Genomic DNA, 11,815 nt, shown 5'->3' with positions numbered 1-11,815 from the left:
TCTGTCAGATCAGCGAACGCGAACGCAGGAAAGCCCGGACCTGCTCGGCGACATAGGCGCGGGCGCCCGAGTCGACGTCCTGGTGGTTGCCGAACGAGAATGCGCCGTCCATCACCGCGTTGGAGTGCTTCATGTCGCCGACCACACGATGGTCGTACAACTTGAGCGCCGGTTGGCGTGCGATGTTGCCGGCAATGATCGGTCGTGTCTCGACATGGTTGGCGTTCAGCGCCCGGGTGAGCTCGGTCACGGTGAAGCCCGCGTTGGCCTTCACCCGCATCGGGAAGCCGAACCACGAGTGCCGGCCCTTGGGTTGCTCCTCCTGGAAGTCGAAGAAGTCGCCGTACTGCGCGAACTCGCGGCGGAACCAGGCCGAGTTGGTGCGGCGCGTGTCGACGAACTCCGCGAGCTTGGGCAGCTGCACCAGGCCCATCGCGCCGCTGAGCTCCATCGGGCGCAGGTTGTAGCCGACGTTGACGAACAGGAACTTCGGATCGAACTCGGGATACTTCTTCAGCCAGCGGTCGCGGTCCTTCACCTCGCGCACCCAGCCGTGCGCGCGCAGGATGCGCATCAGCTCGGCTAGCTCGAAATCGTCGGTGACGGTGATGCCGCCCTCGAGCGTCGTCAGGTGGTGCGAGAAGTAGAAGCTGAAGGTGCCGACCCGGCCGAACTTGCCGACCGCCTTGCCGTCGTAATAGGCGCCGAGCGCCTCGCAGCAATCCTCGATCAGGATCAGGTTGCGGCGCTTGCAGATCTCGACGATCGCGTCCATCGCACAGGGATTGCCGTAGACCGGCACGATCATGACGGCGCGGGTCTTCGGGCCGATCGCCTTCTCGATCTCGTTGGGATCGATGTTGAACGTCGCCGGATCGATATCGACGATCACCGGCTTCAGCCCGCACTGGATGATCGGCCACACCGTCGTCGACCAAGAGAGCGCCGGCACGATCACCTCGTCGCCCGGCCGGAGCCCGTCCTCGGTGGCGGGATTGGCCAGCGCCGCCACGGCCAGCAGGTTGGCCGAGGAGCCGGAGTTGTTCATCACGCCGTCGGTCCAGCCGAAGCTCGAGGCGAACACCTCCTCGAATTTCTTCACCTTCGGGCCCATCGTGACGTAGGTCGACAGCAGGCACTCAAGCGCGGCGTTGATCTCGCCGGCCGAGAACGTCGGCTCATGCAGCCGCACGATCGGGTTCTTCGGGTCGAAGGAATAGCCGAAATCGGCGGCGCAGTAGTCCTCGACTGCCTTGAATACCGCGGCGCGCAAAGCGTCTTTGTCGGCCATCGACTCCTCGGGTGTTTGAATGACGTTTGACTTCAGAACGGGCCGCGGAACTCGGCGACTTCGCTGCTGTCCACCTTGCCCGGCTGCCAGGCCGGCGCATCGGCGCCCCGCACGAGCCGGTAGGTCGCTTCGGCGATCGATTGAGGCGATGGATAGTACAGGTTCTCGAGGATCCTGGTCGTCGGGCACGGCGTCGGCAGATATCCCAGACGGCGCGCGACGAACGGCCGGCGATGGCCGATCTTCTCGAACACCTCGGCGAGGATCTCCGACGAAGCGCCGCAGCTCAGCCAGCCGGTGTCGACCACCAGCAGCCGGCCGGTGCGCTCGACCGATTTCGAGATCGTGTCGATATCGAGCGGCGATAGCGACACCGGATCGATCACCTCGGCATCGATTCCCGCTGCCTCGAGCAGGTGCTTGGCGCGCACGCATTCCAGCGCCATGTGGCTGATGCCGACGATGGTGACGTCCCTGCCGGGGCTCAGGATGCGCGCCTTGCCGTAGGGGATCTCGTAACTTTCCTCAGGCACAACACCGCGCACGTTATGCAGCATGCGGTGCTCGATCATGACGACCGGATTGTCGTCGCGGATCGCGGCAATCAGGCAGCCCTTGGCATCATGCGGCGTGGTCGGCGCCACGACCCGCAGCCCGGGAATATGCATGAAGTAGGAATGAAAGGCCTGGCTGTGCTGGGCGCCCTGTCCCCAGCTCCGCCCGATGATCGCCCGCACGACCATCGGCACGCGATGGGCGCCCGAGAACATGTAGCTCATCTTTGCGGCCATGTTCACGAGCTGGTTCATGCAGAGCAGCGCGAAGTCCATGCGCTGGTGAACCTGGATCGGCCGCATACCCATCAGGGCGGCGCCGATGCCGATGCCGGTCATGGCATCCTCGGCCAGCGGCACGTCGAAGCTGCGCTCCGCCCCGAATTCCTTATGCAGCCCGAGCGTCGTACCGAACATGCCGCGCGCGTCGTCGACGCCCTGCCCCATGACGAAGACCTTGGAATCGCGTGCCATCTCCGACCGCGTCGCCTCGAACACGGCCTCGCCATAGGTGAGGGTCCGATTGTCAGCTGGCGAAGACATGGTCATGGATCTCCTTGTCCTCGGGGAAGGTACTTGCCTCGGCAAAGGCGATGGCCTCGGCTACCCGCTTCTCCTCGGCATCCTCGATCGATCTACGGAGATCGGCCGACAGCAGGTCGCCGACGATCCGAAGATTGTCGCCTTCGATCTTGGCGTCGAGCTCGGCGTCGGGCCGGTACTTGTGCACGCGATCCTCCGTCGGACCGACATGATCGCGCCAGCGGTAGGTCATGCACTCGATGAAGCGCGGCCCCTCGCCGCGACGCACCGCGGCCACGGCGGCGCCGGCGCGTTCGTGCAGCGTCATCGGTACATGGTCCTCGATCAGCTCCGCCTCGATGCCGTAGGCACGCGAGCGCGCGCCGAGGCCGGGCCCGGCCAGGCGATCCTTCACGTGGCTGTAGATCGCGTAGAAATTGTTCTCGCAGACGAACAGGATCGGCAGCTTCCGGAGCGAGGCGAAGTTCATGCTCTCGTGCCAGGCGCCTTCGTCGGTCGCGCCCTCGCCGAAGAAACAGACCACGATCGCCTTCGACCTCTGCATCTTGAGCGCGAGCGCCGCGCCGACCGCATTGGAGATGCCGGTCGCGACGACCGCCGAAGTCCCCATCATGTTGACCTCGGGATCGACGAGATGCATCGACCCGGCCTTGCCGCGCGCGCAGCCGTCGACCTTGCCGTAAAGCTCGGCCATCATGCGCGGCACGTCACCGCCCTTGGCGAGATAAAGCGCGTGGCCGCGGTAGGTGCCGAACACCACGTCGCTCTTGTCCAGGTGATCGCAAACGGCGGCGGAAACCGCCTCCTGCCCGATGCTGAGATGGACCGGGCTCTTGATCTTGTCCGTGGGATAGAGGCGGATGATCTCTTCCTCGACACGCCGGATCAGGTACATCGACCGATAGAGGCGGGCCGCAGGGTTGTTGGTACGCTCTTCCATCAGGCGGCCACGTCAACCTTTTGTTTGCAGTACCAGCGATACATCTCGTCCAGACCATCGGCAAGCGGTGTCCGAGCGCGCCAGCCGAGATCCGCGAGCCGGCCGTTGTCGAGCAGCCGGCGCGGCGCGCCGTCGGGCTTGCTGGCATCGAACGCCAGCTCGCCGCGATAGCCGACCACCTTGGCAACCAGCTCCGCCAGCTCGCGAATCGAGACATCGACACCGATGCCGACATTGATCGGCTCCGCCGCCGAATAGTTCTCGAGCACGAACACGATGGCGTCGGCCGCATCGTCCACGAACATCAGCTCGCGGCGCGGCTTGCCCGATCCCCAGATCTCGACCCGTGGGGCGCCGGCGTCGCGCGCCTCGATCATGCGCCTCATCAAGGCAGGCGCGACGTGGCTCATCATCGGGTCGAAATTGTCACCGGGACCATAGAGATTGGTCGGGATCACCGTGACGTAATCTGCGCCGAACTGCTTGCGATAGCTCGCCGCCAGGCTTGCCGTCGCGAGCTTCGCCACGGCATAGGCCTCGTTGGTCGGCTCTGGCCGGCCATCGCCGATGCTCGCCTCGGAAATCGGTTGCGACGCGCCGACCGGATACATGCAGCTGCTGCCGAGATTGACCAGCCGCTTCACGCCAGCGGCGTGCGCGGCGTTCACGACATTGGCCCCGATCATCAGGTTGACGAACAGGAAGTCGGCGGGCAGCGTCGAATTGGCGTGGATGCCGCCCACCCGCGCGGCGGCCATGATCACGGCATCGGGCCGTGCCTGGTCGAGCCAGCGCTCGACCTCGGCCTGGCGCGTCAGGTCGACCTGCTCGCGGCCAACCGTGAGGATATCGCAGCCCGCGCGCCCGAGTCGGCGCACGATGGCTGCACCGACCATGCCGCGATGGCCGGCCACCCAGATGCGCTTGCCTGTCGTGTCGAAAACCTTGGAGTCCACGTCCTCTCCGGAAAAGGCGGCGGAATGTGGCGGGTCGGTCCTGTCCGGTCAAGGACTGCTCGCGGGTGGCATATATGTCCCTCCTGCACTAGTTTGCGCGCCTCCAACGGGGTCGGGAAATGGCGCATCCGCGGGTTTTGATCACAGGCATCACGGGAATGGTGGGGTCGCACCTCGCCGACTTCCTGCTGGAAAATACCGACTGGGACATCGTCGGCATGTGCCGCTGGCGCAGCCCGATGGACAATCTCGGCCATATCGCCCACCGCATAAATGCCGGCGACCGGGTCTTCCTCCAGTATGGCGACTTGCGCGACACCCTGTCGATCCGCGACGTGGTGGTGAAGGCCCGGCCCGACTACGTCTTCCACCTCGCGGCCCAGAGCTTCCCGCGCACCAGCTTCGACTCGCCGCTCGACACCATGGACACCAACGTCCAGGGAACGGTGCGCGTGCTGGACGCCCTGCGCGAGCATGCGCCCAAGGCGGTGATCCATGTCTGCGCCTCGTCCGAGGTGTTCGGCCGGGTGCCCAAGGAGAAGCTGCCGATCGACGAGGAATGCTCGTTCCACCCGGCCTCGCCCTACGCGATCTCCAAGGTCGGGACCGACCTGGTGGGCCGTTTCTATGCCGAGGCCTACGGCATGACGATCATGACCACGCGCATGTTCACCCATACCGGGCCGCGGCGCGGCGACGTGTTTGCCGAATCGACTTTCGCCAAGCAGATCGCCATGATCGAGCGCAACCTCATCCCGCCCGTGGTGAAGGTCGGCAACCTCCAATCGCTGCGCACCGTCGCCGACGTGCGCGACGCGGTGCGCGCCTACTACATGCTGGTCACCGTGAACCCGATCGCGGGCGCCTACTACAATATCGGCGGCACCCATTCCTGCACGATCGGGCAGCTGCTCGACACGCTGCTGTCCTATTCGCCACTCAAGGACGACATCAGTATCGAGATCGATCCCGACCGGCTGCGGCCGATCGATGCCGACTTGCAAGTGCCGAACACCGCCAAGTTCCAGGCCCATACCGGTTGGAAGCCGGTGATCCCCTACGAAACGACGCTGCGTGACCTGCTCGACTATTGGCGCCAGCGCATCGCCACGGAAGGCGACCGCTTCCTAACGCGTTGAGCGGTGCCAGGCGAGCGTGCCTGCGAGGCCCTCGCGCAGCGGCATCGCGGGGCGCCAGCCGTAGCGCCCTGTGAAGGCGCGCGCCGAGACTTCGAGCGCTGCCGCCCCCGTCGCCCGATCGAGCCGGCGAACGACTTCCGCATCCGCGAACCCGTCCAGCTCGATCAGCAGTTGCAGCACGTCGTTCACGCTGGCGCTCTGCTCGGCCGCGACGTTGAAGGCGCTGAATCCTTCGTCCGTGCCCGACAGCCCCGCCAGGATGGCCGAGGCGACGTCGGACGCGTGAATGAGATTGCGCGTCTGGCTGCCGTCACCCCAGATCTCGATCGGCCGTTCGCGCTCGACGACCCGGCGGATGAAGGACGGCACGAAATGCGCCGAAGCGGGGTCGAAATCGTCGTGTGGCCCGTAGACCAGCGTCGGCCGGAGAACGATCCCCGCACCAATACGCCTCAGCCGGGCGCAGTACCATTCGAGCTGCTTCTCGAGGAACCGATGCGTCCAGCCGACGCCGAACCAGGCGTCCGGCGGATCGCCGACGAACAGGGCCTCCTCGGTCTTCGCCCCGGCGCCGGCAGGATAGGCCGTGGTCGAGCTCACCAGCACGACCCGTTCGACGCCCTCCTGCGCCGCCGCCTCCAGGGCGTTGACCCCGATCCGCAGCGTCGCCGTCACCGAGGCGACAGGATCGCGCTTCAGTTCCGCCGCCGTGGAGAGACGACCGGCGCAAATCACCGCCAGACGCGCGCCCTTCAGGGCCTCCCGAGCGCCTTCCGGCACGGCAAGATCCGCCTGGCACCATCGCACATCGGGCGCATCGAAGGGCGGCCGGCGATGATGCGTCGCGACGATCGGCCCTGTCCCGGCTTGACGCAACGCCTCCAGGACATGGCGCCCGATCAAGCCGGTCCCGCCCAGCACAGCGACGGGGCCCGCCAGGTTCTTCGTCATCGGGTCAGCTCGTCGATCGCACCCAGCAGATGGTAGAGCGAGCTTGCCGGCATGAAATCGACGGCGGGACTGCCGGCGGCATCGAGCCTGTCGATCCATCCGCCGGCAGTTGCGCCGGACAGGAACCGCTCGAACAGCAGATCGGCGAGAGCCTTCGCCTTGGCTGCCGCCCCCAGCCGGCCCAGGCGGGCCTCGACAAGATGCGCCCTGATCGCTTCCGTCATTGGCCACAGGCGATGCGATGCCGTCTTCACGGAGCCGTCGACCAGGAGTTCGTCGACAATCAGGCCGGCATGATCGCTGCCGTAGCGGTCGGCATGGCTGTAGAGCGCGTCGACATGGCTGCCCACGGCGGTTCCGCTTTCGCGCTCGTACCAGCGCAGCAGCCAGATCCATTCGAAATGATGGCCAGGCTCGACGATCCAGCCGGCGGCACCGGATGCCGGCATGAGCCGGTCGTCGAAATATTCGATCAGCACACCTGGAACGGCCTGGAAGAAGCGTCGCGCTAGAAGCTCGAACAGCTCGCCTGCGCGCTCGAGATACCGAGCCTCGTGCGAATGAGACCAAAGGTTCAGCAGCGCTTCGAAGAGATGCATGTGCGGATTCTGCCGCCGCATCGCGTCGATCGGCGGAATCGCGTCGACGTAGCCGCCGTGTGCCGCCCGCATGTCGCGGTCAAGCCAGGCGAGCGTCTCGTCGGCCAGCGCCAGCGCCGCGCGATCGCCCGTGGCGCCGACATAGGAGCCGATCGCCAGAAGAACGAAGGCATGACCATAAAGATCGCGCTGCGTCCCCGCCGGCCGCCCGTCGCGATCGATCGAGAAAAGCCAGCCCGGCGCGCCGTCGCCCCGATGGTAGTCGCGCACCATGGCGCCGTAGGCTAGCCGCACGAGGCTTTCGGCGTCGCGATACCATCCTCTTCGCCCGGCCAGCGCATAGGAATGGATCTGCCGCGCCTGGACCATCACGCGGATCGGAACGTCGGGAAGCCGTGCGCCGCCCAGGGTGAGGCGCTCCTCGAACCGTTCATGCTCCCGGTCGAAACCGGCCTGGGCCCAGACCGGCAGCGCCTGCTCGACCGCCCATCGAAGCAGCCGCGCCGCAATGGGCTCGATTGGCTCTGCCAACGGTCCTCACCGTCCCGCGATTTCCGGCACCCGGTCGCGCGGCATCGCCAGGACGTTGGACGAAAGATTGCCGCCCTCGCCGAGAATCTCGATCCTTCCCGATTTCACCGAGAAGATCCCGATTTCGTAGCCCAGATCGCGGCGCAGGGCATCGATCAGCGCCCGGGCATCGCTGCCCTGTGCGCGCAATGCCTTGTCGCTGATCTCCAGGAGTATGAGGGGCCGCGTCGCCTCGATCACACGGCGCGCGCCGAGGATGACGGCGGCTTCCGCGCCTTCGACATCGATCTTCATGAAGTCGATTCGATCGAGCCCGATCTCGTCGGCCACCTCGTCGAGCGTGCGCATCGTCACGCGCTCGACGCTCTCCGCCTTCACGCCGTCATTGGCGAAACGGCCGAGTGTGTTGTGACCGGAATGGACACCTTGCGCGAGCTGAAGGTCGGCGGTGCCGCAGGTCGCGCCGAGCGCCGCCGGAATCACGGTGACATTGACGAGTCCGTTGCGCGCAATGTTGCGCTTCAGGTTGATCCGCTCGCGCGTGCTCGGCTCGACGGCGATCACCCGGCCGGCCGCGCCGATCCGCCGCGCGGCGAATAGCGTATAATAGCCATCATTCGCCCCTACATCCACGAACACCATGCCGGGCCGGAGGGTCCTGTCGAGCAGGGCGAACTCATTCGGCTCGAACGAGCCGCAGACGTACAGGCAAAGGCTGTTGTCGTTGCCGAGCATCACGTCGACAACGGTCCCGTAGTACCATCGAAGCGTGACCGGCACGGTGATCGCCTGCCGCGCCGCCGCTTCCCACAAGGCGCCGCGCCGGCAAGCGAGCCAGCGCCTTTGTTCGTAATATTCCTGTGCAAAACGCCAGCTCGGCTGCGTCTGCGGATGTGGCTCGGCGGGCGCGAGAAGCGCAGCATAGGCGCTGCCGATCCTGGGAGAGGAGCCGATCAGCCAGCGTCCAAAATTGTCCAGATGATAGCCGACACCGGAAGCGACCATCCCCCACAAGTTGGCCTTCCCGATCGGTCGCGGGCCGTCTGGCACGAAAGCTGAGCCTCCCAATATGGCTACCCGGCTAAACTACCGGCCGGAACGCGTCAAGGCGGGACGCCGCGGCGCGCCGCCCCTGGAGCGCATCGTTGCGGCGACTGCCGCGTGGCATATAATGCAGTCCCCTCAAGTGCAAACATACGGTTCAATGTCAGCGCTGTTCATTCGCGCCTTCCTCGCCGTCATCCTCGTCCTCGCGCCCGGCCTCGCCTCGGCGCAAGCGCTGCGTGTGGTGGCCCGTGTCAACGACGAAGCGATCACCGATTTCGAGCTGAAACAGCGCATCACTTTCGCCATCCGCAGCGCCGGCATGCAGGAGACGCCCGAGCTCCAGCAGCGGCTCGCGCCGCAGCTCCTGCGCCAGATGATCGACGAGCGCCTGCAGATCCAGAACTCCAAGGGTCTCGGCGTCCGTCCGACCGAGGCCGAGGTCAACCAGCGCATCGCCGAGATCGAGCGCTCGGCCGGCATGCAGCACGGACAGTTCAGGCAATATCTGCAGAGCATCGGCGTCCCCTACGACATTGCCGCGCAGCAGATCGAAGCCGGCATCGCTTGGGCCAAGATCGTGCGCCGTCGCGTGCGCCCGCAGGTCGAGGTTTCGGACGCCGAGATCGACGACGCGCTGTCGCGCATCCGGGTCAACGTCGGCAAGACCGAATCGCGGGTAGCGGAGATATTCATACCGATCGACAAGGTCGATCAGTCCGACGAAGCCAAGCGCAGCGCCGACCGGGTGGTCGAGCAGCTCCGTCGCGGCGCCCCCTTCGGCGCCCTGGCGCAGCAGTTCTCCCAAGGCGCGACGGCGCGCGCCGGCGGCGATCTCGGCTGGATCCTGCCCGGCTCGCTCGACTCCGCTCTCGATGCGGCGATCGAGAAGATCCCGCTGCGCCAGGCGTCGGAGCCGATTCGCACGCCCGCCGGCTACCACATCCTCTATGTCGTCGACCGGCGCCCCTTTGCCACGTCGCGGCCGGACGACGTGCGCCTCAACTTGGTGCAGCTCACGCTCGCCTTGCCGATCAACGCTTCGGCCGACGAAGTGGCCCGTGCCACGGCCGAGGCCCAGAAAGCGATGAGCGGCGTTCGCCAGTGCTCCGACCTGCACACCCAGGCGCGCCAGCTCAAAGGCGCGACCTCGGGCGATCTTTCGGGCATACGGGCCGGCGACCTCGCCGCCAATCCCCAGATGTACCAGGAGATCCCGAAGCTCTCGGCGGGAGGCACCGCCGGACCCTTCCGCGTCGCCGAAGGCATGCAGATCGTCTCCCTGTGCAGCAAGGAGGGCGCCAGCGGCATGCCGACCCGCGATACCGTCGGCCAGCAGATCCTGCTGCAGAAGCTGGAGGCCGCAGGCCGGCGCTACATGCGCGATATGCGCCGGGTCGCGACCATCGACATCAAGCGGCCGTGACAGCGCGGCTGCCGCTCGCCGTCACGATGGGCGAGCCGGCCGGCGTGGGCGGCGAACTCAGCCTCAAGGCATGGCTCGCGCGCAACGCGACGCGCCCGTTCTTCGCGATCGACGATCCCGCCCGGCTCGCGGCCCTCGCCGAAACGCTCGGCCTGGCCGTGCCGGTGCGGGAGATCGCAGCCCCCCATGAGGCCGCCTCGGTGTTCGCGACAGCGCTGCCCGTTCTGTCCGTGAAGCTCGAGGTGCCGGCCCGGCCCGGCCATCCGGATCCCGCCAACGCCGCGGCGACGCTGGCCGCCATCGAACGCGCCGTACAGATGGCACAGGCCGGCACGATCGCCGGTTTCGCCACCAACCCGATCCAGAAGAAGACGCTGCAGGATGCCGGATTCAAGCATCCCGGCCACACCGAGTTCCTGGCCGAGCTGGCCGGCGGCACCGATGTCGCGATGATGCTCGCCTGCCCCGCCCTGCGCGTCGTGCCCGTCACCATCCACCTCTCGCTCGCCGACGCGGTTCAGGCGCTGCAGCCCGCCGTCATCGTGCGGGCCGGCCGTATCGCCGCTGCCGGCCTCAAGTCGCTGTTCGGCATCGCGCGGCCGCGCCTGGCGGTCGCCGCCCTCAATCCGCATGCCGGCGAGCAGGGCGCGATGGGCGACGAGGAGATCCGCGTGATCCTGCCCGCGATCGAGACGCTGCGCGCCGAGGGCATCGAGGTCCGCGGTCCCGCGCCGGCGGACACGCTGTTCCATCCTGCCGCGCGCGCGACCTACGACGCGGCGCTCTGCATGTATCACGACCAGGCGCTTATCCCGATCAAGACCATCGACTTCTCGGGCGGCGTCAACGTCACGCTCGGCCTGCCCTTCGTGCGCACCTCGCCGGACCATGGCACCGCGCTCGACATCGCCGGAACCGGCCGCGCCGACCCGACCAGCCTGATCGCCGCCCTCGCCATGGCCGACGACATGGCCCGCCGCCGCGGGAGCTGAGGATGGACGGCGTGGCGGCCCTGCCGCCGCTGCGCGAAACCATCGCCCGGCATGAGCTCGATGCGCGCAAGCGCTTCGGCCAGCACTTCCTTCTCGATCTCAACCTGACGCGCCGCATCGCGCGCGCGGCAGCACCGCTCGATCAAGGCACCACCATCGAAATCGGCCCCGGGCCCGGCGGGCTGACCCGTGCGCTGCTGCTCGAAGGAGCGGCAAGAGTGGTTGCCGTCGAGGTCGATCCGCGCGCCCTGGGCGCCCTCGCCGAATTGCAGATCGCCGCGCCGGGCCGCCTCGAGGTGATCGAGGGCGACGCCCTCGGGATCGATCCGGCGAGTCTCGGCCCCGCCCCGCGCCGCATCGTCGCCAACCTGCCGTACAACATTTCCACGGCCTTGCTGGTGCGCTGGCTGAAGTCTGCCGACGCGCTCGCCGACATGGTGCTGATGTTCCAGAAGGAGGTCGTCGACCGTCTGGTCGCCGTGCCGCGCACCAAGGACTATGGCCGCCTGTCGGTGCTGGCCCAGCATGTCTGCGAGGTGCGGCGGCTGTTCGACGTCGCGCCCTCCGCCTTCGTGCCGCCGCCCAAGGTCGTCTCATCCGTGGCGCACCTGACGCCGCGGCCGGCCGGTGAGAGGCTGGCCAATCTCACTTCGCTCGAAAAGGTCACAGCCGCAGCCTTCGGGCAGCGCCGCAAGATGTTGCGCGGATCGCTGTCCGGGCTGTTCGGCAATCCGGTCGCCGCTCTGGAGGGCCTCGGGCTTTCGCCGACTGCCCGGGCCGAAGAGCTGGCTGTCGCCGATTTCGTGCGCCTGGCAGAGGCCTTGACAAATGAGTGAGTGCTCACAAATA

11 protein-coding genes are annotated in these 11,815 nt (G+C 67.0%); 4 read left to right on the top strand and 7 right to left on the bottom strand.

Annotated elements, in window-relative coordinates:
- Positions 1-4: 4 nt before the first annotated feature.
- From ACQY8M_RS22665 to ACQY8M_RS22650, 4 genes are read right to left on the bottom strand one after another with little or no spacing between them, the layout of a single operon-like run.
- Positions 5-1,291, bottom strand: a complete 1,287-nt coding sequence (locus ACQY8M_RS22665; RefSeq protein ID WP_428660025.1) for a DegT/DnrJ/EryC1/StrS family aminotransferase — start codon at positions 1,289-1,291, stop codon at positions 5-7.
- A 32-nt stretch (positions 1,292-1,323) separates the two neighbouring features.
- On the bottom strand, positions 1,324-2,388 hold the full coding sequence (locus tag ACQY8M_RS22660) for an alpha-ketoacid dehydrogenase subunit beta (protein ID WP_428660022.1): 1,065 nt from the start codon (positions 2,386-2,388) through the stop codon (positions 1,324-1,326).
- On the bottom strand, positions 2,372-3,328 hold the full coding sequence (locus tag ACQY8M_RS22655; protein ID WP_428660019.1) for a thiamine pyrophosphate-dependent dehydrogenase E1 component subunit alpha: 957 nt from the start codon (positions 3,326-3,328) through the stop codon (positions 2,372-2,374). Before ACQY8M_RS22655 ends, ACQY8M_RS22660 begins: the two co-directional genes overlap by 17 nt.
- Positions 3,328-4,224 (bottom strand): GDP-L-fucose synthase family protein, encoded by an 897-nt coding sequence (locus ACQY8M_RS22650; protein WP_428675448.1) that lies wholly within the window; start codon positions 4,222-4,224, stop codon positions 3,328-3,330. Before ACQY8M_RS22650 ends, ACQY8M_RS22655 begins: the two co-directional genes overlap by 1 nt.
- Positions 4,225-4,442: 218 nt before the next feature.
- Between ACQY8M_RS22650 and ACQY8M_RS22645 the strand changes: the two genes are divergently transcribed.
- A complete protein-coding gene (locus tag ACQY8M_RS22645; protein ID WP_428660016.1) occupies positions 4,443-5,423 on the top strand; it encodes a GDP-mannose 4,6-dehydratase in 981 nt (326 codons plus the stop codon).
- On the opposite strand, the gene ACQY8M_RS22640 is transcribed toward ACQY8M_RS22645, so the two are convergent.
- The 3 genes from ACQY8M_RS22640 to ACQY8M_RS22630 are packed head-to-tail and all read right to left on the bottom strand — an operon-like array spanning position 5,412 to position 8,509.
- Complete coding sequence (locus ACQY8M_RS22640) at positions 5,412-6,374, bottom strand: NAD-dependent epimerase/dehydratase family protein (RefSeq protein WP_428660013.1); 963 nt, start codon at positions 6,372-6,374, stop codon at positions 5,412-5,414. The genes ACQY8M_RS22645 and ACQY8M_RS22640 overlap by 12 nt on opposite strands.
- Positions 6,371-7,504 carry an AGE family epimerase/isomerase gene (locus ACQY8M_RS22635; RefSeq protein ID WP_428660010.1) on the bottom strand — a complete coding sequence of 378 codons (1,134 nt, stop codon included), beginning with the start codon at positions 7,502-7,504 and terminating at the stop codon, positions 6,371-6,373. The genes ACQY8M_RS22640 and ACQY8M_RS22635 overlap by 4 nt, the downstream gene beginning before the upstream one ends.
- 6 nt (positions 7,505-7,510) lie before the next feature.
- Complete coding sequence (locus tag ACQY8M_RS22630; RefSeq protein ID WP_428660007.1) at positions 7,511-8,509, bottom strand: FkbM family methyltransferase; 999 nt, start codon at positions 8,507-8,509, stop codon at positions 7,511-7,513.
- 199 nt (positions 8,510-8,708) lie between these two features.
- Between ACQY8M_RS22630 and ACQY8M_RS22625 the strand changes: the two genes are divergently transcribed.
- From ACQY8M_RS22625 to rsmA, 3 genes are read left to right on the top strand one after another with little or no spacing between them, the layout of a single operon-like run.
- A complete protein-coding gene (locus tag ACQY8M_RS22625; RefSeq protein ID WP_428660005.1) occupies positions 8,709-9,974 on the top strand; it encodes a peptidylprolyl isomerase in 1,266 nt (421 codons plus the stop codon).
- A 26-nt stretch (positions 9,975-10,000) separates the two neighbouring features.
- Complete coding sequence (pdxA, locus tag ACQY8M_RS22620) at positions 10,001-10,966, top strand: 4-hydroxythreonine-4-phosphate dehydrogenase PdxA (protein ID WP_428675446.1); 966 nt, start codon at positions 10,001-10,003, stop codon at positions 10,964-10,966.
- A gap of 2 nt (positions 10,967-10,968) precedes the next feature.
- Positions 10,969-11,802, top strand: coding sequence for a 16S rRNA (adenine(1518)-N(6)/adenine(1519)-N(6))-dimethyltransferase RsmA (gene rsmA / locus ACQY8M_RS22615; RefSeq protein ID WP_428660002.1), 834 nt, complete (start codon positions 10,969-10,971; stop codon positions 11,800-11,802).
- Positions 11,803-11,815 lie beyond the last annotated feature (13 nt).

Origin of the sequence: Reyranella sp. (assembly GCF_965279465.1) — a bacterium.
GTDB lineage: Bacteria > Pseudomonadota > Alphaproteobacteria > Reyranellales > Reyranellaceae > Reyranella.
Note: the sequence above shows the minus strand (reverse complement) of the source record. Positions and strands in the feature narration are given on the sequence as shown.

Bases quoted from the DNA above. Each gene is read 5' to 3' on its own strand.
- ACQY8M_RS22625 (WP_428660005.1), top strand. From the start codon at position 8,709: ATGTCAGCGCTGTTCATTCGCGCCTTCCTCGCCGTCATCCTCGTCCTC.
- ACQY8M_RS22630 (WP_428660007.1), bottom strand. From the start codon at position 8,509: ATGGTCGCTTCCGGTGTCGGCTATCATCTGGACAATTTTGGACGCTGG.
- ACQY8M_RS22655 (WP_428660019.1), bottom strand. From the start codon at position 3,328: ATGGAAGAGCGTACCAACAACCCTGCGGCCCGCCTCTATCGGTCGATG.
- rsmA (WP_428660002.1), top strand. From the start codon at position 10,969: ATGGACGGCGTGGCGGCCCTGCCGCCGCTGCGCGAAACCATCGCCCGG.
- ACQY8M_RS22660 (WP_428660022.1), bottom strand. From the start codon at position 2,388: ATGTCTTCGCCAGCTGACAATCGGACCCTCACCTATGGCGAGGCCGTG.
- ACQY8M_RS22665 (WP_428660025.1), bottom strand. From the start codon at position 1,291: ATGGCCGACAAAGACGCTTTGCGCGCCGCGGTATTCAAGGCAGTCGAG.
- ACQY8M_RS22645 (WP_428660016.1), top strand. From the start codon at position 4,443: ATGGTGGGGTCGCACCTCGCCGACTTCCTGCTGGAAAATACCGACTGG.
- pdxA (WP_428675446.1), top strand. From the start codon at position 10,001: ATGGGCGAGCCGGCCGGCGTGGGCGGCGAACTCAGCCTCAAGGCATGG.
- ACQY8M_RS22650 (WP_428675448.1), bottom strand. From the start codon at position 4,224: ATGGTCGGTGCAGCCATCGTGCGCCGACTCGGGCGCGCGGGCTGCGAT.
- ACQY8M_RS22640 (WP_428660013.1), bottom strand. From the start codon at position 6,374: ATGACGAAGAACCTGGCGGGCCCCGTCGCTGTGCTGGGCGGGACCGGC.